This window comes from Cohnella thermotolerans DSM 17683, from assembly GCF_000429825.1.
Lineage (GTDB): Bacteria > Bacillota > Bacilli > Paenibacillales > Paenibacillaceae > Cohnella > Cohnella thermotolerans.
Genome location: NZ_AUCP01000051.1, coordinates 26,368 through 48,719, shown reverse-complemented (window position 1 = coordinate 48,719; position 22,352 = coordinate 26,368). Strand labels below are relative to the sequence as shown.

Here is a 22,352-nt window from a genome sequence, read left to right as displayed (position 1 = left end):
ACGTGCGGGTGGAGCCTTTCCACTACGGTTCCGTCTTGTATCCGGACGGTCAGCAGCCGCTTTTGATCGGCGGATCGTTCAAGGAGGAGAGCGTACCCGAGCAGGTGAAAATGAAGCAGCCCCATCCCAGCCATGTCGACAACGAGCAGCGCATCATTGGCAAAAGGGGAACCGAAGCGTTCGTCCGGCAGCATACCGACGGGAAGAACGTTTCGGTCGGCGGGCTCTATAGCCAATCGCCCTGGATTCTGCTGATGCTCAAATGGGACGTATGCGGTTGGCTGAACACCACCTTTAACGGCATTGGAGCGAAGCATTTGCAGGCGTACCTGGACGAATTCTGCTTCCGGGTCAATCTGAAGCTGCGCACGGCGCCCGTGTTCGGCGAGCTGCTTGGCTGGTGCGCTTCGACGCCGGTGCTGATTTACAAAGAGCTGACGCGGGACAAGCCGGTGCTCCCCGTTCCCTGGCGCTTGTGGGGCAGCAGGGCGAAATGGAAGGCTCGGCACTTCAGCGCTTGGGGGGCGTGAAAATTTCCTTTTCTATAATCACCTAATCACCAATCGCCCTTTGAACTCTGTCGTACAACATTCGGTATTTTGGCAGTTTTTCGTTCCTGAACTAAGGGGATAATGGCATGCTTGAGAGAATCACGAGGTTCTACGGCTGTCTCCCTGAACCGTGGGGATAATGACACCAGCTAAACTATACTGGGACTACGGCCTGAGGCAAGGGGATAATGGGAGGAGTGGACAAAAAACGGAGTGGGTCGGGGACCCGCCTGAGGCGAAGGGATAATGGGAGGGGAGTGCGAAAAAGGGGCCTGCTCCTTATGCGGTCGCGCGGACCCCTTACTCTGCCTTTAGACGTTGGCTTTGTTCGTTTGCCAGTTGACTTCCTGGAGCAGCAGGGCTACCGATTCGTCCAGCCGGGAAGCGATGTCGTCGGCAATAGCGGCCGAGCCGTCTTCGTTCCACTGCACCTGGGAGTCGAGAACGAACACGCCGGCGAGAATGTTGCGCGGAGCCATCGTGGACAGCACCGGCTTCATCGCGAAGTCGATCGACAGCAAATGGGCGATCGTTCCGCCGATGGCGATCGGCAATACGATCTTGTTTTGCAGCCCTTTCTGCGGGAGCAGGTCGATGTAGGCTTTCAGAACGCCCGGGAAGGACGCTTTGTACACCGGGGTCGCGACAATGACGGCGTCCGCTTCTTCGACCAAGCGGTTGGCCGCTTGGATCGCCTCGCTGTCGAAGCGGGCGTGAAGCAAGTCCTCCGCCGGAAGATCGCGGACGGCAATGACGGAAGCTTCGATACCGGAGGAGGCGATTTGCGCGCGCACCCGGTCCAATACGCCGTGAAGCCTGGATTTCACAGAGGGACTGCCTTGCAGAATAACGATTTTGGCCATAAGGATCACGTTCCTTTTCTACCGTTCCGTTTATATCCGATTCGAAAACTCGGAATTCCTTTCATTATAACCGCATTTTTCTAGGACCGTCAACTTTGGATAACGCTTCCAAACAAATTCGATTGTGCTATAATACGTTGCAAACGCAAAGCGATGTGTCAAAATGGAATTATCTTAGAAGTAAAACAATAAGGAGACGCTGCCATGCATGCCAAATCGGGAATTGAAATTTTGCCGATCAGCATCCCGATGCCGGATAACCGGGTCATGACGATTCACCCGACCTTGCTGTGGGACGAGAACTCGCTCGTTCTTGTCGACACGGGCATGCCCGGCATGTTGCCGTCGATCGCCGAGCAAATCGCCAAGGCCGGCTTTGCGGTCGACCGGCTGTCCGCCGTCGTCCTGACGCATCAGGATATCGACCATATAGGCAGTCTCCCTCAGATCGCGGGCGCGCATGCGGTCGAGGTGTACGCCCACGCGGCGGATAAGCCTTACATCGAAGGCGAGCTCCCGCTGATCAAATTCACGCCGGACCAACGGGCCGGGCTGCTGCAGTCGCTGCCGCCCCAAACGGCGGAGCAGTTCGAACGCTACTACGCGCCTGGAGCGAAAATCGTGAGCCATGCGCTCCAGGACGGCGATACGCTGCCGTTCGGCGGCGGCGTCACCGTCATTCATACGCCCGGCCACACTCCGGGCCACATCAGCCTGTACCACACGGCCAGCCAAACGCTGATCGCGGGCGACGCCATGGTCATGCGGCAGGGACAATTGCAAGGCCCGAACCCGCCGGTGACGCCGGACATGGATGAAGCGATCCGGTCGCTAGCCAAGCTGGCCGCCTTCGATATCCGGAAGGTCGTCTGCTATCACGGGGGTGTTTTCGAGGACGGCCCGAACCGCACAATCGCCCAATTGGCCGCCTCCGGCCCGAAGCAAGACTGATTACGCCGTCCGTTCCGCTCTGGCCTTGACCCGATGGTGAAGGACATAGTAGACGGCGGCGGACAGAAGGACGATCAGCGCCGCGAGCCGGTACATGGCCGCATAGTCGACATGCTCCGCCACGATGCCGAGTGCATAGGAGCCGATCCCGTAGCCGAGATCGAACAGAAGGAAGAACGTGCCCGTCGCCAGACCGCTGCGGCCGCCCGGAGCCGAGCGAAGCGCAACGGTCTGAAAGCACGGGATCAGCGCGCCGTGCCCGAGTCCGATGATCGCCCCGGAGAGGAGCAGAACGTAGTCCGAATGCGCCGCGCTCAGCAGCAGCATGCCGGCGATAAATAAGCCGATGCCCGGATAAGCGAGTACATGCTCGCCGTAACGGTCGAATAGCTTGCCGATCAACGGGCGCGGAAGCACGATCATAACGGCGAATAAGCCGAGTCTGTGCGGTCTGGCGATGGACGTCCGCTGCGCCGGGCGAACCGGAGACGGGCTTCCGGCGGGCTAGAGGGTTTCCAGCCTTTTGCGAATGCGCGTCTTCAGTTCTTCGAGCTCGCCCTTGATCGTCATAATGTTGCTCAGCTTCGTCTCGATCAGATCCAGCTGCTTATCCAGCGCCTCCTCCATGTCGAGAAGCTTCTCCTTGCGTTCTTCCGGCGTCAGCGATTCCGTCATTTCCCTATAGGTTTGCCGCTTGCCTTCCAATATATCGGAGACGATCAAGTAGCGTTGCAGCTCCTGCAAAGTAAAACCGAGCGAATCCCGTGCCCGAATGAGTTTGTTCAGCGTCGCGATGTGCTCGTCCGTATAAAGCCTCGTTCCGCCTTCGCTTCGCTGGGGCGCCGGCAGCAGCCCGATCTCCTCGTAGTAGCGGATGGTGCGCTTCGTCAGCCCGCATTGCTTGGCGACATCGTCGATTTTGTACAACGCCATGACGCCCCTCCCAAACGTTTCTAGTCTATTTTATGTTAAAATGAATTAACCTTAACGTCAACGTCAAATTTCCAAGTTTTCATTTCCAGACGACCTGTTCCCCATAGTCCTTGCCCCATTTGTACATCAGCTTCAGAATGGGCATCAGGCTCTCTCCGTATTCGGTAAGCGAATATTCGACCCTAGGCGGAACTTCGGCGTACACCTTGCGGCGGACGAGCTTGTCGTCTTCCAGTTCCCGGAGCTGGTTCGTCAGCATTTTCTGGGTAATCGACGGAATGAGCTTCTTGAGCTCGCTGAACCGCTTCGTTCCCTCCAATCCGAGATGCCAAAGAATAATCAGCTTCCACTTGCCGCCGATGACCGCGAGCGTCAATTCCTTCTCGCAGTTGATCTCCTTTAGATTGATGCGTTCCTTCAACACCGTAGCCATGCGTTGTTCCTCCTTCGGGCCTAGCGGCCGTCCAATAGTATCCTTACGGTAACTACGTCACGCCAAAGTGCGTACTTCCTTCACGGAAACTTTGATTATAGAATAAGGCTTGCATCGGACGATGACAACCGAATCTTATGGAGGAATGAGTCGAATGGAGCTGCAATTGGCGCTCGACCTGGTGAATATACCGGAAGCAAAGCAAGTCGTTCAAGAAGTGGAACCTTATATCGACATCGTCGAAATCGGCACGCCCGTCGTCATTAACGAAGGGCTTCACGCCGTGAAGGCGATCAAGGAAGCTTTCCCGAATCTGAAAGTGCTGGCCGATTTGAAAATTATGGACGCCGGCGGCTACGAAGTGATGAAGGCGTCCGAAGCCGGCGCCGACATTATTACCGTGCTAGGAGTGTCCGACGACTCCACCATTCGCGGTGCGGTCGAGGAAGCCCGCAAGCGCAACAAGAAGATCATGGTCGACATGATCAACGTCAAAGACCTGGAGACTCGCGCCCGTGAAATCGATAGCTTCGGAGTAGACTACATTTGCGTGCACTCCGGCTATGATCACCAAGCTGCAGGAATCAATTCCTTCGCAGACTTGGCGACGATCAAACGCGTCGTCCGCAACGCCAAAACCGCGATCGCCGGCGGCATCAAGCTGGACACGCTGCCGCAAGTGGTTGCAGCCGCTCCCGATCTCGTCATCGTCGGCGGAGGCATCACCGGAGCGGAGGACAAACGTTCCGTGGCCGCCAAAATGCGCGAACTGGTGAAGCAAGGGTAAGGCGTATGGAGAGCGGGATCAAGACCGGCTTCGGAAAAGGGAGCGGAATTGCGGCGCGAGCCGGCGGCATCGTGAACGAACTGGGGCGCACGCTGAGCGCGATGAACGCGGAAGATTTGGGCAAGCTGGCCGGGCGGCTGCTGGAGGCGGAACAGATTTTCGTCGCCGGCGCCGGCCGATCCGGGCTCATGATGCGGGCGTTCGCGATGCGGCTCATGCATCTGGGCATGCGGGCTTATGTCGTCGGCGAGACGGTCACGCCGGGCATCGGCTCCGGCGACCTGCTGATCGTCGCCTCCGGTTCCGGGGAGACGCGCACTGTCGTCGCCATGGCCGAAAAGGCGAAGAAGCTGGGCGCAGCCGTCGCCCTGCTGACGGTCACGCCCGATTCGACGCTCGGGCGGCTGGCCGACATCGTCGCGACGATTCCCGCGTCGGCGAAGGAGCAGACGGGCGAAGGCGCCGTCGGCGTCCAGCCGATGGGCTCGCTCTTCGAGCAGACGCTGCTGATCGCCTGCGACGCCATTGTGCTTGAAGCGATGGATGCGCTGAACACGGACGCTTCGATCATGTTCGGCCGGCACGCGAATTTGGAATAAACGTTCGATTATCCGGTACAAAAAGATGGGGTTGCCTCAAGGTCGAAAACCTTGGGCAGCCCCATCTTTCGCTTAGGACACGGCTTTGGCTTTGCGTGATTTTTCGAGCTCCAAAGCGTTGCATTCCCGGCATACGCCGTGAAAATCGAGCCGGTGGTCGCTCACCTTGAAGCCGAATTCCCGCTCGATCCGCTTCTCCATCGGAAGCAGCCAGTCTTCCTTGATCTCCTCGACTTTGCCGCAGCGCGTGCAGATCAGGTGGTGATGCATATGCGGCTGATCGTCGCTTCGCAAATCGAAGCGGGCTCCGCCGTCGCCGAAGTTGATCTTCTCGACGATATGCAGCTCGCTGAGCAGCTCCAGCGAACGGTACACCGTAGCCAGCCCGATGTTCGGATACTTATGTTTAACGAGCAGATAGACTTCCTCGGCGTTCAGATGGTCCTTCTCGTTCTCGAGCAGCACCCGAAGCGTCGCTTCGCGCTGAGGCGTCAGCTTGTAGCCTTTATTCAACAACTGCCGGTTGATCTTGTCGATATGCTCCGCGATCGTCACGGACTCACCCGCCTCTCTGGCTTTATGGACGCAAGGCAGCTCGTCGCCGGCTGAAACCTTGTTTAGAATAATTCTAATCTAATTTTAACCGATTCGGTCCGAAGACGCAAAGGTTTTGTCGCTTGGAGTGCCGTTTGAGGTGCAGCTTGGGATTGGATCGGGAAATCTGATAGGATAGATAGGAGAAGGAGATGACCTTATTCGTATGATGCAACAATCCGACATAGGCAAACGCGTGCTTGTCATGACGGCCGTCGAAGCCGAGCGGGAGGCGGTTCTCCGGGGGCTCGGAGGGGCTGAGCGGTTTGATGTGCGGCTTGCAGGCGTCGGTCCGGCCGCGGCCGCTGCGAATACCGCCGCCGCCCTGGCGGCCGGCGGCGGTTCCGGCGGCTATCGGCTCGTCGTCAGCGCCGGCATCGGCGGCGGCTTCGCCGGGCGGGCGGAGATCGGCTCGCTGGTCGTGGCCAGCGAGATCGTCGCCGCCGATCTGGGCGCCGAGACGCCGGACGGCTTCGCCAGCGTGGACGAGCTCGGCTTTGGCTCCGCCGCTGTCCGCACGGACGCGGAGCTCGTCCGGCAGTGGACGGAGACGCTCGCGGCGGCGGGATGGCCGGCCGTGGCCGGCCCGATTCTCACGCTGTCGACCGTTACCGGCACGGCAGAGAGCGCCGCGAGGCTTGCCCGTCGGGTACCGGGAGCGTCCGCCGAAGGGATGGAGGGGTACGGCGTCGCCGTCGCCGCCGAACGGTTCGGCGTTCCGGCGATGGAGCTTCGCGCCGTGTCCAATCCGGTCGGCCCCCGCGACCGCTCCGCCTGGAAAATTCCCGAAGCTCTGCGCGCGCTGGAAGCCGCTTTTTCGAACCTGAAGGAGGTTATCCGATGAATATCGCATTCTCGCCTTGCCCGAACGACACTTTCGTTTTCCATGCCTGGGTGCATGGTCTTATCCCCGGTGCTCCGGAACTGAACGTCTCCTACGCCGATATCGACGTAACGAATCATTGGGCCGCCGACGGCATCGGTCCGGAAGTGCTTAAAATTTCCTATGCGGCGCTGCCCTGGGTGCTCAAGGATTACGCGCTCATCCCGTGCGGAGGCGCGCTCGGAAGAGGCTGCGGTCCGCTCGTGCTGACGCTGTCGGATTCGCGGGATCCCGCCTCCCTCTCCGGCAAGCGGGTGGCCGTGCCGAGCGAACGCTCGACCGCCTACTTGCTGTTCCGGCTCTGGGCGGCGCAGAACGTCCCCGGCGGCGTGGGCGAGATCGTCGTCATGCCGTTCCACGAGATTATGCCGGCCGTGCGCGACGGCCGCATCGACGCGGGGCTCGTCATTCACGAAGCCCGCTTCACCTACCCGTCGTACGGCTTGTCGATGATGGCCGACATGGGCAGCTGGTGGGAGCAGGACACCGGGTTGCCGATTCCTCTTGGCGCCATTATCGCCAAACGGACGCTCGATGCGAAGGCGATCGCGGACTGGACGCGAGCCTCCGTTCGCTACGCTTGGGCGCATCCGGAGCAATCGCAATCTTACGTGCTCAGCCACGCCCAGGAGATGTCGCCCGACGTGGCGAAGCAGCATATCGACCTGTACGTGAACGAGTTTACCGAGAATCTCGGCGACGACGGGTTCGCGGCGATCGAAGCGCTGCTCGTTCGCGCCGCCAAGGAAAACCTCGTTCCCCCGGTCGATCCGAAGCTGCTCCGCTAAACGGGCGAGCATCCGGGGTCGCCAAAACCGCCTTCGGCCTTTCCGGCGCTCTGCAGCGCGGGAAAGGCCGAAGTTTTTTTACGTGCTATTATCGACGGCTTTAAGCCAGTTCCTCCATCGCCGCATTCGGGAACGGATCCGCGAAGCGGCTCCAGTCCGCGGACAGCTCCGCCTCCGTCAGCAGGCAGGCGTCCAGTTCCGCCTCCAGTACGGTCCGGTTCATCCCGATGCCGATAAGCACGAGCTTGTTGATCCGATCCCCGTACAAGGGGTGCCAACTTTTCTCCAGTTCCGGCTCTTCGCGGAACAGCTCCCGCCGCTCGCGCTCGGGCAGCGCCGCAATCCAGTAGCCGCTCGGCCCCATCTGAATGGAAGGGCCCGCCTGGCTGAAGCTTTTGGCGACATCGTTGCGCGTCGCGAGCCACAGCGTGCCTTTGGCCCGGACGATCTCGGCCGGCCACTCCGACATCCAGGCCATCAGCCGGCCGGGATGAAACGGGCGAATCCGTTCGTAGACGAACGACGAGATGCCGTATTCCTCGGTTTCCGGCGTGTGCTGGGGTTTTTCCAGCTCCTGAATCCAGCCCGCCGAACGGCTCGCCTGTTCGAAGTCGAACAGGCCGGTGTTCAGAATCGCCGCCGGATCGACCGCTCCGTTGACGGTTCGGATGAATCGGGCCCTCGGCTGAAGCGCCCGGAGCACGCGTTCCAGCTCGTCCAAAGCTTCCGCTGTCACCTTATCGCATTTGTTCAGGATCAGCACGTCGCAAAACTCGATCTGATCGATAAGCAGATCGACCACTTCCCGGGTATCGCCCTCCCCCGTCGCCTGGCCGCGGTCAAGCAGCGTCTCGCCGGAAGCGTAATGTGCCAGAAACGGTTGGCGTCGACGACCGTCACCATCGTGTCTAGCCTGCAAAACTTCGTCAGGTCGATGCCCAACTCCTCGTCGATATAACTGAATGTCTGGGCGACCGGAACCGGCTCGCCCACTCCCGTCGATTCGATCAGAATATAATCGAAGCGCCCTTCGAGGGCCAACCGCTCCACTTCCTTGAGCAGATCCTCCCGTAACGTGCAGCAGATGCATCCGTTCGACATCTCGACCAGCTTCTCGTTCGTCCGGGACAGCCCGCCGCCGTCGCGAACGAGCTCGGCGTCTACGTTGACCTCGCTCAGGTCGTTGACGATGACGGCCGCCTTCAGACCGTTGCGGTTGCGCAGCACATGGTTCAAAATCGTCGTCTTGCCCGCCCCCAAATAGCCGCTAAGCACCGTAACCGGTATTTTTCGATTCAATCTTCGTTCCTCCTTCTGCGTAATAATTACGATTTTTGTGGACGCCTATTCGTTTAATGCTTTCTGCAGCGCGGCCAGATTGTTTTGCATGATGCCGATGTAGTCCAGATTGTTCTGCTTATCTTCGTCAGTCAGACCCTCGAGCGGGTTCAGCACGTCCGTCTTCGCTCCGACTTCCTTCGCGATCGTGTCCGCGATCTTCGGATCGACGAGCGTCTCGAAGAAAATCGTGCGAATGTTCATCTCTTTCGCCTGCTTCACGACCTCGGCCATCCGGGCGGGAGACGGCTCCTGCTCGGGAGACAGCCCCGCGATCGGAATTTGCGTCAAACCGTACTCCTTGGCCAAGTAGCCGAACGCCGCATGCTGCGTGACGAAATCTTTGCGCTTGACGTCCTTCAACCCGTCCCTGTACGCCTGATCGAGTTCATCGAGCTTCGCGATATACGCGTCGGCGTTCGCCTTGTAATCGTTCTCGTGCGCCGGATCGGCCTGGATGAACGCGGCTTCGATATTTTCAACCTCCCGCTTGGCCAGTACGGGATCGAGCCAGACGTGCGGGTCGAGCGTATGCTCGTCGCCGGCGTGTTCGTCGGAATGGGCTTCGCCCTCTTCCTCCTCGGGAATGCCTTCCTGCAGCTCAATGCCGTCGATCGCTTTGACGACGACCCGGTCGGGGTTCGCCACGCTTGCCAGCGCCTGTTCCGCCCAGTCCTCGACGATGCCGTTATAGACGAACAGGTCGGCTTCGCCGATTTGCGCCATATCCTTCGCGCTCGGCTCCCAATCGTGCGGCTCCGCGCCGGCCGGAATGAGGCCGACGACGTCCGCATGGTCCCCGGCGACCTGCCGGCTGAACTCGTACATCGGATAAAAGGTCGCGACGACCTTCAGCTTGCTGCCGCCCGACGATTCCGGACCGGCAGCCGCACTGGCAGCTGCACCAGCAGCCGGACTTGCGGACGAATTCGCTCCGTTCCCGGCGCCGGAGCCGCACCCCGCCAGCATTGTTGCCGCCGCTGCCAGGAGCAGCGCGGGTTTTGCCCATTTCGTTTTCATAGGGTTGGATCCTCCTTATTCAATGAAGGGTTGTATGATTGGAAAAGCCGGCTGCCGGACCGATGGCCGCGGCCTCCGCTTTATCAAGCTGCGGTTGGTTTCGCTGCGCAAGCCTGGCGTACGCTTTCTTCGACAGGACGCCCGCGAGCAGGAGCAGAAGCAGCGTCAGCGCGATCGTGCCGCCGGGCGGCGTGCTCAGCTCGTACGAGGCGGTCAGCCCGGTGAAGACGCCGACCAACCCGACGCCCATCGCCATCCAGAGTGCGGCGGCGAAGCTGGGCGCGACCCGGATCGCCAGCGACGCGGGCAGCACGATCAGCGCGGAGACGAGCAGCACGCCGACGACCGGCATCGCCGACGATACGACCATGCCGGTGAGGAGGCTGAACGCGAGCGACAGCCCTTTCACGGGAAGGCCGTTCGTCGCCGCCGTCTCTTCGTCGAACGCGATCTGGTACAGCGGCCTCCGCAGCACGTAGAAGAAAACGGCGCCCGCCAGCACGACGGAGAAAAGCAGGACCAGTTCCGTGCGATCGACGGCGACGACGGAGCCGAACAGATAGGACGACACGCTCTGGTTCAAGCTTTTGTTCAGCCCCATCAGGATCGCGGCGGACGACAATCCCCCGATCATGAGGATCGCGACCGATATTTCGCCGTACGTTTTGTAGAAGCGGCGCACGTACTCGACGACGATCGCCCCCGCGACGGCTACGGCAAATCCCGTTGCCGTCGGGTTCGCGCCCAGATAGGCGCCTGCCGCGATGCCGGCCAGCGAGACGTGCGACAGCATATCGGCCATCAGAGCTTGCCTTCGGAGCAGCAGGTATACGCCCAGCACCGGCGCTACAAGCGCGATGAGCGCGCCGGCGCAAAATGCCCTCTGCATGAAGTCGTAGTGCAGCATTTCCATCCTCCGTTCTCCTTTCGCTCCAATTCGATGATGCGATCCAGATAGGGGCGCGCCTCGGGCAAATGGTGCGTGACCATGACCACCGTTGTTCCGTGCTTCCGGACTTGACGGTCCATCAGTTCGTAAAAGCCGTTGCGGCTCGCCTCGTCCATTCCCGTCACGGGTTCGTCCAGGACGAGCAAATCCGGCTCCATGGCGAGCGCCCGGGCAATGCAGACGCGCTGCTTCTGGCCGCCCGACAGCTCGCCGATCCGGCGGCTGCGCTGCTCCCACATGCCGACTTGCTTGAGCGCGAGTTCCGTCCACTCCCGGTCTTCGCCGCGGAGCTTGCGGAACCAGGAGCCTTGCGCCGCAAACCGGCCCGACCGGACGAACTCCTCCGCCGTGCTGGGAAAGCCGGCGTTGAACGCGGCGATCTGTTGCGGGACGTAACCGACCTTCCGCTTGCCCCTCCCACTATCCCTTTCGCTCAGCAGCGACACCTCGCCCTTCCACGGCTTGAGCAGACCGAGCAGCAGCTTGAGCAGCGTCGTTTTGGACGCCCCGTTCGGTCCGGCGATCGCCGCAAACTCCCCTTGCAGGATGTCGAGGTTCACATCTACCAGGCAGGGGACGTCCGAGTAGCCGAACGTCACATCCTTCATCGAGGCCAGCAGCATTCGATTCTCCTCCTTAGCAGCGGGTAAAATTTTGTTGCGGTTATATGTAATTATTACGATTTAAGACTGCGCATAAGGGCTTATCCCCTCAACTCAGAGATTGGGAAAATTGTCGCCAGCTCTTTGCCGTCGCCCAACTCGCGCTGTAACCCGACGATAGCGGCTTGCAGCGCGCAACTACCGCCGATAGAGCAACCTCATTGCTCGAATTCCCCATTCGTCAATACGCCCGCCAAGGGAAAATAAAAATTCCCGTCGCAGGCGACGGCGACGGGCCGCCCCGAGACGGGAATCGCAAGCGGCCGAAGACCGGCCGCCGGATCGAATAGCGAAGCTGGAACGTCATGGCCCCGGAACCGCAGCCTCGTGCTGGCATTCCTCGCAGATGCCGTAAATTTCGAAGCGGTGGTTGACGATTTTGTAATGGCCGGGCAAATGAAGAGATTCCTTCATCGGACAGAAGTCGAAGGTGAGCGTCTTCTCGCAATTCATGCAGATCAAATGGTGATGATGATGGTCGAGGCAGGAGGACTTGAACTTCAGCCCGCCTTCCATGAAATAAAATTGCTCCAGAACGCCCATCTCGCTCATCATCCGCAAATTGCGGTAGACGGTGTCGAAGCTGACGCTCGGATATTTGGCGGTCAATTGATCGTAGACGTCCTTGGGAGATAAATAGCCGTCCGTGGACGCGAAAATTTGGGCGAGCGTTCGGCGCTGGTCGGTAATCCGCCAACCGTTTCGGGCCATAATCGCCAGCATTTCCTGAGCTTTGTCCGAATCCGCCATCGCTGTCCCCCTCCCTTCACTGTGAAGTCGGCCTACGGAACGGGCAAGGAAGCCCGTTCGTGCCGTCCGGAGCGTCTTAATCTACATTAACTATCATACCAGTTATCCTTACGATCCGGCAAGCAAGCGGCCCGCCGGGGCAATCCCGAGCCGTACCGTTCGAGCCCTCCGCCCCCCGTCAGCCAGACGCCCCTCCTTCCGCCGGACCGGCTTGCCGCCCTGCTCCGTTTATCCCGCCGCCCGGCGTCCACGATGCGCCAGCCAGACGGCGAAGCCGAACAGCACCGAACCGCCCCCGGCCAGGCAGACGCCGCGCCAGCCCCAAAGATGCCAGGCGTAGCTGCCGAGCCACGAGCCGAGCGCGCCGCCGAGGAAAGTCGTGACCATCTGAACCGTATTCAGCCGGCTTCTTGCCGGCGGGTCAAGCGCGTAAATCCGCGTCTGGTTGGCCACCTGCGCTCCTTGCACGCCCAGATCGAGCAGGACGACGCCGGCGATCAGCGCCGCCAAATAGCCGCCGAGCGCGCCGAACAGCAAATACGACAACAAGTTCAGCACGATCAGCGCCCCGATCAGGCGAGAGATGCGGAACCGGTCCGCCAGCCTTCCGACGAGCGGGGCCCCGAGCGCGCCGGCCGCCCCGATCAGGCCGAACAGCCCGGCAATCCGGCTGCTATAATGGTACGGCGCTCCCTCCACATAGAACGACAGCGCCGTCCAGAAAATGCTGAAGGCCGCGAAATTCGCCCCCCCGATCAGAGCGGATTCGCGCAGCGTGGCATGCTTGAGCACGAGACGCCCCATCGAAGACAGAAGCCGGCCGTAGCTAAGCGCCGCCTCCGGCCGGTTCGGCGGCAGCTTGATCCGCAGCACCGCGAGCAAGACAAGCATCGCGCCGGCGGCGATCCAATACATGACGCGCCAGCCCCAGGTGCCGCCGATGAGCCCCGACACCGTTCTCGTTAATAGAATGCCCAGCAGCAGACCGCTCATCACCGTGCCTACCGCTTTCCCCTGTTCCCCCGGGTCGGACAGCGTAGCCGCCATCGGCACCAGAATTTGCGGAACGATCGTCGTCATGCCGACGGCGAAGCTGGCGACGTACATCCAGGTCAAATTTTGCGCCGCGGCGACTCCGATCAAGGAGAGGCATACTAATGCGAGCAGAACGGAAATGAGGCTTCTGCGCTCCTTGATGTCGCCCAGCGGCACGAACAGGAACATGCCGAGCGCGTAGCCGATTTGCGTACACGTGGAGATCATCCCCGCCTCGTCCGGCGGGGCGCCGAACGAACGTCCGATATCCGCCAGCAGCGGCTGATTGTAATACAAGTTGGCCACCGCCATGCCGGCCGCGACGGCCATGAGCGTCAGCAATCCTTTTGACAAGCCGGATTTCCCTTGTGTTGCTTGAGCATGGTCTCCGATCATTTTTTTCTCCCCATATCCCTTCCACCGTTCTCCCACGGCGATGCGTGCGACCGCCCCGACGCTCCTGCTCTTCAGCAGCGTTAGGCGGGACGATCTTCCGTTCATTGTAGCATGAAGAAGCCGATTCCGCTCGATCCGACGCGCCGATTCGCAAACCTCCTTGACACGGGTTATATTTAATATATCGGGCCCGATCGGAGCCCAAGACGAACGTAAGGAGAAGAACCATTTGTCGAAATGGATGTGGAATGCAGGGCTGGCCGTTCTCGCCTTGGCGTTTCTAGGGCTGCTTGCGGGCTTCGCTTCAACCGCCGTGCATATTCGCAAGCTCGCCGGAGAGCTGGAGCCGGCCCATCCGGAGGAGCCCCAGCGCCGCCGCGTCGCGCTCATCTCCCAGGAGTTGGACAACCCCTTCTGGAGATCCGTCGAATCGGGAGCCCGCGCCTCGGCCGGGCGATACGGCATGACCATCGAATACGGGGGGCCAAGGCGGATCGATCCGCAGGAACAGAGCAGGCTGCTGGAAAAAGCGATCGCCGAACGCTTCGACGCCGTGCTCGTGCAAGGGCTGAACGAGCCGTCGTACGCCGCCTTGATCGACCGGGCGTCCGCTCAAGGCATCCCCGTCATTACCGTGGATGCGGACGAGCCGAACAGCGCCCGCATCGCCTATGTCGGGACGGACAACAAGCTCGCGGGCGAGCGGATGGGCCGGCTCGTCGCGCAGACGATCGGCGGCACCGGCCGGATCGGCGTTGTGCTCGGGAGCGAAGCCGTCAACCAGAAGCTTCGGCTCGAGGGGTTCCGGAGCGTCATCGACCGATACCCCGGGCTCGCCGTCGCCGACGTTCGCATCTCCAACATCTCCCGCCTCCAAGCCGCCAAGGAGGCGGAGGACATGCTGCGAGAACGTCCCGGTCTGCGCGCGATCGTCGGCTTCAGCGCGCTCGACGGGCCCGGCATCGCCGAGGCGGTGCAGCGGCAGCAAGCCGCAAGCCCCGCCGTGTTCGCGTTCGATGACCTGGAGAGCACGCGGCAGGAGATCCGCCAGTGCCGGATCAAAGCGACGCTCGTCCAAAGCCCGGTCGAGATGGGTGAAGAAGCCGTCGCGCTTTTGCATGCCTATTTTCAAGGCGAACGGATCGGTAAGGTTCATTATACCGGGACGACCGTTCTGGACCGGAGCGCTCTCGCAGACGGCGGCGGCGCATCGGGAGCGGATTGCCGATGACGATCCGCAGGAAACTTCTGCTCGTCATCCCGCTGCTCGTTCTGCTCGCCAATACCGTCACCTTTTTTCTCTTCCGCAGCTCATCCATCGTGCAGGTCGGCTACGACCGGATGATGGACCGGGTATTGTCGTTCAAACAATCCGCGCAAACCGCCGATCAGTCGCTGCAGGCGCTTTACGCCTATCTGCTCGATCCGGGAGCGGACAATCGGGCCGAAGCCGAACGCTGGCGCAAAGAGCTCAAGCTGCGCCGGGAGGCGCTGACACAAGCGGGCATGACCTCGTCCCTCGCATCCGCCGCCGAGGGGTACCTCCGCCTGCTCGATACGCTCGCCGAGAAGGAAAGCGCCGCCCAATCGGCGGCTTCTTCCCCGTCGGAGGCGCTGGCCTTGTACGAATCCGCGGAGAAAACGGCGGGCTTCATCCGCGAGGAGGGGCAGCGGCTCGTCGATCTCGAACTGGAGAACGATCAGGCCGTTTTCCGTCGGATTCAGGAAGAGAACGCCCGGATGAATCGGCTTGGCGCCGCCGTCATCGTCGTTCAAACGCTGCTCGGCGCCGGGCTCGCGTTCTGGATTTCGCGCAGCGTGACCGAACCTGTCGGGAGACTCGTCAAGGCGGCGGAGCTCGTGTCCGAAGGGCGGTCTTCCGACGAACTGCCTCCGCTTCCTCCGCCTGCAAAGGACGAGTTGGGAACGCTGTCCCGCGCCCTGGGGCAAATGCTGGCTTCGCTCAAAGCGTCCGCCGAGCGGGACAAGGAGAGGCTGGAGCAAAGCCGGCTCGTCAAGGAATTGGAGCTGCGGGCGCTGCAAAGCCAGATTCATCCCCATTTTCTGTTCAACACGCTGAACGTGCTGTCCAAGCTCGCCTTGCTGGAAGGAGCGGAGAAGACGTCCGACCTCATCGTCTCCATGTCGAATCTGATCCGCTACCGGCTTCGGAAGTTCGACGAACCGGTCACGCTCGGCGACGAGCTCGGACACGTGGCGGAATACGTCAAAATTCAACAGGCCCGTTTCCGCAACCGCGTCCGCTTCGAGACGTCCGTGGACGAATCCGCCTTGGCGGCGCCGATCCCGTCGCTTACGATTCAGCCTCTCGTGGAGAACGCGTTCGTGCACGGCATCGAACGGATGGAGAAGGACGCCTGGATCGGACTGACCGTCCGGCGGGAGGGCGCGGACGCCGTCGTCGAGATCGCGGACAACGGGGCCGGCATGGACGAGGCGACGCGGGCGGCCTTGCTGGACATGGCCTTCGAGCCGGAGACCGATGCCGCCGGCGCTGCGGGCCGGCATTCGGCGGGGCTTGGCACCCGCAACGTTTTTCGAAGGCTTCAGCTGTTCTGCGGACGCGAAGACGTCGCCCAAATCCGCAGCGAACCCGGCCGGGGAACGACGGTCACGATCCGCGTTCCGTTGGCCCGAGAGGAGGAACGAACCGATGTACCGCTTGTTGATCGCGGATGACGAGGCGCTGGAGAGAGAAGGCCTCGAATGGATCGCCCGCCGAATGCTTCCGGATACGTTCGAGATCATTCACGCCGAGAATGGAAGGCAGGCGATCGAGCAGGCGGAGGAGCGCCGCCCGCATATCGTCCTCATGGACGTTCAAATGCCGGGCATCCAGGGACTGGAGGCGCTGAAGGAAATCCGGAGCCTGCTGCCCGACGCCAAATTGGTGCTGGTCACGGCGTACGATTCGTTCTCCTATGCCCAGGAGGCGATGACGCTCGGGGTCAAGGAGTTTATCGTGAAGCCGGCGAACCGCGAGCATCTGGCCGGGCTGCTGCGAAGGCTGGTGGACGAGTTGGACCGGGAGAAGGCCAAGCGGGCCGAGCAGCTCGAGCTGAGAACCAAAGTATCCGCGCTGCAGCCGCTGGTGGAGAACGAGCTGGCGCTGATGCTGATGGTCGATCAGGTGCTGGACGCGGGACCCGATGAGCTGGCGGAATGGCTCGATTTTCCGCTTGAAAATTGCCGCTGCCTCGTCGTCGCCTTCCTGTGCCGCGACCCGTCCCCGCACAAGAAGGAGCTGTTCGAAGCGATCCGGAGATTCGCCAAGTCGCACGCCGACTGCATCGTGAGCTCGATTCTGGAGCACCACATGGCGCTGTTCGTTCGCAAGCCTTCCCAGGCGTCGGACTGGAGAGAAGAGCCCGTCCGCTTCGCGGAGAAGCTTCTGGACGCCGCGGGCGGCCCGTCGGACGCGGAGCTCGCCGTAGGCATCGGCACGCTGCGCAGCGGGGCGGAAGGGCTTCGGCAATCGTATTTTGAGGCCGTATTCGCCTCCTCCTCTTCCGGCAGGAACAAACGGGTGATCATGTTCGAAGATTTGAAGGAAGGCAAGGTGGGGCAGCTTCCCGGCGACGAAGCCGAAGAGGACGGCAGGCGCAATTACCTCATGTCCGCTCTCCTGCGGATTCGGGAAATGCGGGAAGAGCAGACGTCGTCGGTTATCGAACGGGCGAAGGCCTACATCCGGCAGCGGTTCGCCGAAGACTTGTCGCTCGAGGAAGTGGCGGATCACGTCCACTTGAATCCGTTCTACTTCAGCAAAGTGTTCAAGCAGCACGTGGGCGAGACGTTTATCGACTACCTGACCGGCCTGCGGATCGACAAAGCCAAGCAGCTCATTGAAGAGGACCGGCTGAGCCTGAAGGAAGTTTGCTACGAAGTCGGCTACAAGGATCCGAACTATTTCAGCCGGGTGTTCAAGAAAGTGACCGGCGTCGCCCCGTCGGAATACCGTTCCCAGCTCAAATGAAGCCTCCGTATCCCCAATCCGTGCCCTGAGCGGGCATGGATTTTTTTGCGTTCCGGGGCCAATATAATGCGATTCCGGCCTTGCGGCTCGCCGAGCCGCTCCCCGGAAGAATAATTGTGCGGGAACAAGGCAAATTAGTGCAGACGATCGTTCTCTCGGCGCTTCCGGTTGGATGCTATACTTATCACGATTTCCGGAAGACCGTTCGGCCGCCCGGTTCGATCTCGTCGGGACGAGGCACGGGATTCCGAGAGCGAATGCGCATCCACTTCAAGATGCCGAAAGGAGAACTTCGTCATGGCAGCAAAAATAACTTTGCCCGAACATGCGGAACGCCCGAACATGCGGTTCGTTACGTTGGTATCCATCGTAGCGGCGCTCGGGGGCCTCTTGTTCGGTTTCGATACGGCGGTCGTGTCCGGCGCCATCGGCTTTATGCAGGACAGATTCGACCTGAACGAGGTCCAGGTCGGCTGGGCGGTATCCAGCCTGATCATCGGCTGTATCGTCGGGGCGGCCGCGTCCGGCTGGCTGAGCGACGGTCTCGGCCGAAAAAAAGTGTTGATCGGCGCAGCCATTCTGTTCGTCATCGGCTCGATCGGCTCCGCGCTCCCGTCGACGTTCGCGGGCTATGTCATCGCGCGGATGGTCGGGGGGCTGGGCATCGGCATTACGTCGACGCTTTGTCCGCTCTACAACGCGGAGATGGCCCCCGCCCGGTACCGCGGACGTCTGGTCGCCCTGAACCAGTTCGCGACCGTAACGGGCATTTTCCTGACCTACTTCGTCAACTCGGGCATTGCCGGCGCCGGCAACGACGCCTGGGACGTCTCGACCGCCTGGCGCTGGATGTTCGGCGTAGGAGCGATCCCGGGAATGATCTTTATGATTCTGCTCTTCTTCGTGCCGGAGAGCCCCCGCTGGCTGATCAAGCAAGGCCGTCCGGAAGAAGCGCTGGCGATTCTGCTGCGCATTCACGGCGAAGAGGCCGCCAAGCAGGAAGTGCTCGAGATCAAAGAATCGTTCCGGGAGCAGCGCGCTTCGCTGCGGGAGCTGTTCAAGCCCGGCATCCGGTTCGCCCTCTTCGTCGGGGTCGTCATCGCCATTCTGCAGCAGGTGACCGGCATTAACGCCATCCTTTATTATGCGCCCGAAATTTTGAAGGCGACCGGCGCCGGAACGAACGCTGCGCTCATTCAAACGATTCTCGTCGGCTTCATCAACTTCGTCTTCACGATTCTGTCCATATGGCTTATCGACAAAGCGGGACGCAAGGCGCTTCTGCTCGCCGGATCGGCGGTCATGACCGTCAGCCTGGCGCTGATCGGCTACGTCTTCAACACCGGGAACATCTCCGGACCGCTCGTGCTCGTTCTGATTCTGATTTACGTGGCGGCGTTCGCCGTATCCCTCGGCCCCGTCGTCTGGGTGCTGCTCGCCGAGATTTTCCCGAACCGGGTTCGGGGACGGGCGACGGCCATCGCATCGATGGCGCTGTGGGCCGCGGACTATGCGGTATCCCAATCGTTCCCGCCGCTGCTCAGCTCGGCAGGACCCGCCGCCACCTATTGGATTTTCGGAGCGCTCTCGCTCGTCACGGTCCTCTTCACGTGGCTGTTCGTGCCCGAAACGAAGGGCAAGTCGCTGGAGAAGATGGAAGAACTGTGGAGCCGGAGAGCCGGCCAAGCCATAAAGGCTTCGGCGTCTGCGAACGACGAAGGAGCTTTGGGGAGACCCGTCCAAAATGAATAAGCGTCAAGCTTATCCATTCTAAACAAAACGGCAAGCCCGCCGGTCCGTTCGGATCGGCGGGCTTGTTCGCTATTTCAGGTAACGCTTGATGCGGGCCAGGATGCCGTCTATGCCCAGCGCGAAGCCGAGGCCGTTCTTGTTCTTGGCCATAAAAGCGTTCATCCCGATCACTTGCCCTTGCCGGTTGATGAGCGGCCCGCCGCTGCTTCCGGGATTGATCGCGCAGTCCGTCTGAATGATGTCTTCCAGCTCCCGTTCGGATATTTTCACCTTGCGGTGCTTGCCGCTGATGATCCCCGACGTGATGGAATTTTCCAACCCCAGCGGGTTGCCGACGGACATGACGATTTCGCCGATTTTGCTTTTCCCCGAAGAACCGAGCGGCAGCGGCGCGAGCGGAACGGACGAATCGATCTTGAGCAGCGCGACATCCTGCTCAGCGTCGCCCCAGACGTGCTTGCCGCGATGCACCTTCCCGTCGAACGTCTTGACGAATATGGTCTGCGCTCCGTTCACGACGTGCTCGCTTGTCAGTATCAACCCGTCCCGGGTCAGGACGATGCCGGTTCCGATGCCGAGCACCACCTCTTTCGGCTCCGGAGCCGGCGTGTAAAAAAACGGAAACGAAGACTGCGGCTCCTCCTCCCGCTTGAGCGTCCGGATGAAGACGACTCCCTTCCGCGCCTTTCGGAACAAGCGGACAAACCCGCCGCCGGAATGCCGGCGGATGCGCAGTTTCCCGCTTTTGCGCCGACCGTTAGGGGTTCCCATCGCCTAAGACTCCTTAATTGAAGTTCAAAAACGCCGGTTTGTTCCCGCCGGGATACATCGGATGAATAAGGCCGTTCAACTGATAGATCGTCGGCTCTCCGCACTTCGCGCAATAGGCCGCCGTCGGCGGATTGACGAACGTGCATCCCTTGCGGAGAATGCCGGGTTCGTCCGAACATCGGTTTTGGACCGGAGCTCCGCAGTCGATGCAATATCTGTCCTTCTCGTCGGGCATTCGCCCGCAGCGGATGCATGGATACAATTCCGGCTTTTCGCCCATCGGTGATTCCCTCCTGTTTCCTTATGCCGTCTGGTTTTGCAGCGAAGCCGAAGGCTGAACTTCGCCGAGCGGATTGTCGATGATGTCGTTATCGAGAACGGTCGCGATATATCCCGCTTGGACGTTGGCCCCGATCGCCTGGCCGTTGCCGAAATTGGTTTTGCCGTTCTGGGTCCAGCCCGGCTGCGAATTTTCCCCGATCGCGATCGAGCTTCCCCTGTTCAACGCATTGACGTTAATGGCTCCTGCTGCCAACGATATGAATACAGCCAAGCCTCACACCCCCGATAAGCGCCTAGTTCATACGTATTCCGATTACGGCTCATCGGTGTTTTGAACGATGCGGATATTTTTGACGACCGTCGACGCGTCCGCAGATTTCTCTAACGCCGCTACCGGCGCGTCCACCGCATCGTTGTCGACCGCAAAGGCGGCAACCTGCCGGACCGAATTGGTGCCGACCATTTTGCCGTTCCCGTAATTGCTCTTGCGGGACGTTCGCCATCCCAATTGCTTGTTGTCCCCCAGGTCGATCGCCGAAGCGTTGTTCACGGCGTTCGCCTGAATGGACCCGAACCCGACGAAGCATTGCTGGGCGGCGTTCGGAGCCTCGGTCAGGCCGATGTTCCGAACGTCGCGAACGCTGGCGTCGACGACGTCGGGATCGTGCACGACGCCCACCGCGTGCGACAGAGTCGACCCGCTCAAGGTGCCGAAGCCCTGGTTCGTTTTGCCGTACGAGCTCCATCCCCAGGCCTGGTTCGTTCCGATAAAAATGCCCGATGCGTTCTCGATGTTGTTGACGATGAGCTTCTGAAACACGACGCTCGCTTTCTGTCCGGATGATTCCAAAGCGACGACCTCCTCCGCGGGTAATGGGCTATCGCTTATACCCTATTCGCCATCCGTTCGGCGGTTGCCTGGTAAAAATAAATCGACGCCGGCTCCAGCCGGCGCCAATGGGTTCTACGCCAGAGAAGACTTCCCTTGATGCCGGGACTGTCGACGAGATCGCAGTCGAGCACCAGGGAGATCGGAACGAACATCGGGGAGATATCGCCGTTCTGTTCGCCGACGCCCTGATTGCGCTTGTAGGAGACGAAAGTGTCCGGATGCTGGCTGGTCCCGAGGCTCAGCGCTTCAAAACCGCGCACACCGGTCTGCCGATATGCGGCTGAATGCCGTCGCCTAACGCCTGCCTGTCGAGATCACATATGCATCGGCTTCCGTCACGCCTGTTCATTTGCCTCCATCCCGGATAAATATCTCCTGGAACGGCTCGGCGTCGCCGACTTTCGGCAGCCGGATCTCGACGACCCCGTTCTCGTATCTCGCGATCGTCCGGTTCGCGCTGACGTCGGCCGGCAGCGGGATGTCCTCGGTGCTGTCGCCGCTCTCGATCCTCAGCTTCCGCCGGTTGACGTAGAAGCGGAGGCTTCTCGGCGGCGCCTCCGCCGGGAGCCGGCATCGGACGAAGACGGAGCGGTGCGTTTCGAAGACGTCGTAATCGACGGCGGAAGACTGGAAAGACGAGATGCCGGCCTGCTTGAAAAGGGATTTCGGCATGTAGTTCCGGAGCGTGTCGTGCACGAAATTTTCGATGCCCTTCGGATTCCATTCCTTGCCGGTAAAAGGGATTTGCTCAAACAGATCGTTCCGGAAGTCGCTCCAGTCCGAATGCTGAGGACGCCATCGGTTCATCCGCGTCACTGCCCTTCTCGTAAATAAACTCTTGCACTACTTTATGTGCTCTCGTTCGGAAATGATACCCCGGAGCCACTCGGGAATTTCGGCGTCCGCAACGTTCAGCATGTCGAGGAAATCCGAATCGTTCAGCAGCGAACGGATGCCGGCGACCATGTTCCGGTCCCCGCTTACCGAGCCGAACCCTTGCGTGAGCTTCTGGTGGCTCTCGAATCCGGAAGGCCAGTTGTTGCCCAGATTGATGCAGGACGCGTTCTCCACCGATCCGATGCGGATCGAGCCGATGACGAATTGCGGCGACAGGAATGAGGCCACT

Annotated in this window: 26 protein-coding genes and 2 pseudogenes; 10 read left to right on the top strand and 18 right to left on the bottom strand. The window is 60.8% G+C overall.

Annotation, left to right across the window (positions count from 1 at the left end):
• Positions 1-530, top strand: a pseudogene (locus G485_RS30405) (hypothetical protein); the annotation flags it as partial.
• 332 nt (positions 531-862) lie between these two features.
• On the opposite strand, the gene ssuE reads toward G485_RS30405, so the two are convergent.
• On the bottom strand, positions 863-1,414 hold the full coding sequence (gene ssuE, locus G485_RS0110930; RefSeq protein WP_027092587.1) for an NADPH-dependent FMN reductase: 552 nt from the start codon (positions 1,412-1,414) through the stop codon (positions 863-865).
• 204 nt (positions 1,415-1,618) lie between these two features.
• Between ssuE and G485_RS0110925 the strand changes: the two genes are divergently transcribed.
• Positions 1,619-2,365, top strand: a complete 747-nt coding sequence (locus tag G485_RS0110925) for an MBL fold metallo-hydrolase (protein WP_027092586.1) — start codon at positions 1,619-1,621, stop codon at positions 2,363-2,365.
• Here G485_RS0110925 and G485_RS0110920 read toward each other — a convergent pair whose 3' ends face one another.
• The 3 genes from G485_RS0110920 to G485_RS0110910 all read right to left on the bottom strand — a co-directional run bounded on the left by G485_RS0110920 (position 2,366) and on the right by G485_RS0110910 (position 3,731).
• A complete protein-coding gene (locus G485_RS0110920; RefSeq protein ID WP_276203350.1) occupies positions 2,366-2,824 on the bottom strand; it encodes an MFS transporter in 459 nt (152 codons plus the stop codon).
• Positions 2,825-2,869: 45 nt separating this feature from the next.
• A complete protein-coding gene (locus tag G485_RS0110915) occupies positions 2,870-3,298 on the bottom strand; it encodes a MerR family transcriptional regulator (RefSeq protein WP_027092584.1) in 429 nt (142 codons plus the stop codon).
• Positions 3,299-3,377: 79 nt separating this feature from the next.
• Entirely contained in the window at positions 3,378-3,731 is a 354-nt protein-coding gene (locus G485_RS0110910) for a winged helix-turn-helix transcriptional regulator (protein ID WP_027092583.1), read from the bottom strand.
• Between the two features lie 154 nt (positions 3,732-3,885).
• On the opposite strand from G485_RS0110910, the gene hxlA reads away from it, so the two are divergent.
• The gene (gene hxlA / locus G485_RS0110905) at positions 3,886-4,518 is read left to right on the top strand and encodes a 3-hexulose-6-phosphate synthase (RefSeq protein ID WP_027092582.1); all 633 of its coding nucleotides are present in this window, start codon (positions 3,886-3,888) and stop codon (positions 4,516-4,518) included.
• Positions 4,519-4,523: 5 nt separating this feature from the next.
• Complete coding sequence (gene hxlB, locus G485_RS0110900; RefSeq protein ID WP_084423252.1) at positions 4,524-5,117, top strand: 6-phospho-3-hexuloisomerase; 594 nt, start codon at positions 4,524-4,526, stop codon at positions 5,115-5,117.
• A 72-nt stretch (positions 5,118-5,189) separates the two neighbouring features.
• Here hxlB and fur read toward each other — a convergent pair whose 3' ends face one another.
• A complete protein-coding gene (fur, locus tag G485_RS0110895; protein WP_156922273.1) occupies positions 5,190-5,666 on the bottom strand; it encodes a ferric iron uptake transcriptional regulator in 477 nt (158 codons plus the stop codon).
• Positions 5,667-5,880: 214 nt separating this feature from the next.
• On the opposite strand from fur, the gene G485_RS0110890 reads away from it, so the two are divergent.
• The gene (locus G485_RS0110890) at positions 5,881-6,555 is read left to right on the top strand and encodes a futalosine hydrolase (protein ID WP_027092579.1); all 675 of its coding nucleotides are present in this window, start codon (positions 5,881-5,883) and stop codon (positions 6,553-6,555) included.
• A complete protein-coding gene (locus G485_RS0110885; protein WP_027092578.1) occupies positions 6,552-7,382 on the top strand; it encodes a 1,4-dihydroxy-6-naphtoate synthase in 831 nt (276 codons plus the stop codon). The genes G485_RS0110890 and G485_RS0110885 overlap by 4 nt, the downstream gene beginning before the upstream one ends.
• Before the next feature lie 100 nt (positions 7,383-7,482).
• On the opposite strand, the pseudogene G485_RS31240 reads toward G485_RS0110885, so the two are convergent.
• The 6 genes and pseudogenes from G485_RS31240 to G485_RS0110850 form a co-directional block, all read right to left on the bottom strand.
• Positions 7,483-8,681: pseudogene (locus G485_RS31240) on the bottom strand (GTP-binding protein).
• Positions 8,682-8,726: 45 nt separating this feature from the next.
• A complete protein-coding gene (locus G485_RS0110875; protein ID WP_027092577.1) occupies positions 8,727-9,740 on the bottom strand; it encodes a metal ABC transporter substrate-binding protein in 1,014 nt (337 codons plus the stop codon).
• A 19-nt stretch (positions 9,741-9,759) separates the two neighbouring features.
• Positions 9,760-10,653: a metal ABC transporter permease gene (locus G485_RS26035; protein ID WP_051318184.1), complete on the bottom strand. Its 894-nt coding sequence runs from the start codon at positions 10,651-10,653 to the stop codon at positions 9,760-9,762.
• Positions 10,587-11,312, bottom strand: coding sequence for a metal ABC transporter ATP-binding protein (locus G485_RS0110865; RefSeq protein WP_035155707.1), 726 nt, complete (start codon positions 11,310-11,312; stop codon positions 10,587-10,589). The genes G485_RS26035 and G485_RS0110865 overlap by 67 nt, the downstream gene beginning before the upstream one ends.
• A gap of 342 nt (positions 11,313-11,654) precedes the next feature.
• A complete protein-coding gene (locus tag G485_RS0110855) occupies positions 11,655-12,101 on the bottom strand; it encodes a Fur family transcriptional regulator (RefSeq protein WP_027092575.1) in 447 nt (148 codons plus the stop codon).
• 228 nt (positions 12,102-12,329) lie between these two features.
• Positions 12,330-13,490, bottom strand: coding sequence for an MFS transporter (locus tag G485_RS0110850; protein WP_240489123.1), 1,161 nt, complete (start codon positions 13,488-13,490; stop codon positions 12,330-12,332).
• Positions 13,491-13,761: 271 nt separating this feature from the next.
• Between G485_RS0110850 and G485_RS0110845 the strand changes: the two genes are divergently transcribed.
• From G485_RS0110845 to G485_RS26030, 4 genes are all read left to right on the top strand, one after another.
• A complete protein-coding gene (locus G485_RS0110845) occupies positions 13,762-14,763 on the top strand; it encodes a substrate-binding domain-containing protein (protein WP_027092573.1) in 1,002 nt (333 codons plus the stop codon).
• A complete protein-coding gene (locus tag G485_RS0110840; RefSeq protein WP_027092572.1) occupies positions 14,760-16,232 on the top strand; it encodes a sensor histidine kinase in 1,473 nt (490 codons plus the stop codon). Before G485_RS0110845 ends, G485_RS0110840 begins: the two co-directional genes overlap by 4 nt.
• A complete protein-coding gene (locus G485_RS0110835) occupies positions 16,207-17,529 on the top strand; it encodes a response regulator transcription factor (RefSeq protein ID WP_027092571.1) in 1,323 nt (440 codons plus the stop codon). Before G485_RS0110840 ends, G485_RS0110835 begins: the two co-directional genes overlap by 26 nt.
• 168 nt (positions 17,530-17,697) lie before the next feature.
• Positions 17,698-19,281, top strand: coding sequence for a sugar porter family MFS transporter (locus G485_RS26030; RefSeq protein WP_276203349.1), 1,584 nt, complete (start codon positions 17,698-17,700; stop codon positions 19,279-19,281).
• A 69-nt stretch (positions 19,282-19,350) separates the two neighbouring features.
• On the opposite strand, the gene G485_RS26025 is transcribed toward G485_RS26030, so the two are convergent.
• The 7 genes from G485_RS26025 to G485_RS0110795 all read right to left on the bottom strand — a co-directional run bounded on the left by G485_RS26025 (position 19,351) and on the right by G485_RS0110795 (position 22,351).
• The gene (locus tag G485_RS26025) at positions 19,351-20,052 is read right to left on the bottom strand and encodes a S1C family serine protease (protein ID WP_051318183.1); all 702 of its coding nucleotides are present in this window, start codon (positions 20,050-20,052) and stop codon (positions 19,351-19,353) included.
• A 13-nt stretch (positions 20,053-20,065) separates the two neighbouring features.
• Entirely contained in the window at positions 20,066-20,332 is a 267-nt protein-coding gene (locus G485_RS0110820) for a zinc ribbon domain-containing protein (protein WP_027092570.1), read from the bottom strand.
• 21 nt (positions 20,333-20,353) lie between these two features.
• Positions 20,354-20,605, bottom strand: coding sequence for a hypothetical protein (locus G485_RS0110815; RefSeq protein ID WP_027092569.1), 252 nt, complete (start codon positions 20,603-20,605; stop codon positions 20,354-20,356).
• A 42-nt stretch (positions 20,606-20,647) separates the two neighbouring features.
• The gene (locus tag G485_RS28335; RefSeq protein WP_027092568.1) at positions 20,648-21,184 is read right to left on the bottom strand and encodes a hypothetical protein; all 537 of its coding nucleotides are present in this window, start codon (positions 21,182-21,184) and stop codon (positions 20,648-20,650) included.
• 35 nt (positions 21,185-21,219) lie between these two features.
• Positions 21,220-21,486 (bottom strand): hypothetical protein, encoded by a 267-nt coding sequence (locus tag G485_RS26015; protein ID WP_205620139.1) that lies wholly within the window; start codon positions 21,484-21,486, stop codon positions 21,220-21,222.
• A gap of 85 nt (positions 21,487-21,571) precedes the next feature.
• Positions 21,572-22,033, bottom strand: a complete 462-nt coding sequence (locus tag G485_RS0110800) for an Hsp20/alpha crystallin family protein (protein ID WP_027092567.1) — start codon at positions 22,031-22,033, stop codon at positions 21,572-21,574.
• Between the two features lie 36 nt (positions 22,034-22,069).
• Complete coding sequence (locus G485_RS0110795; RefSeq protein WP_027092566.1) at positions 22,070-22,351, bottom strand: hypothetical protein; 282 nt, start codon at positions 22,349-22,351, stop codon at positions 22,070-22,072.
• Position 22,352 lies beyond the last annotated feature (1 nt).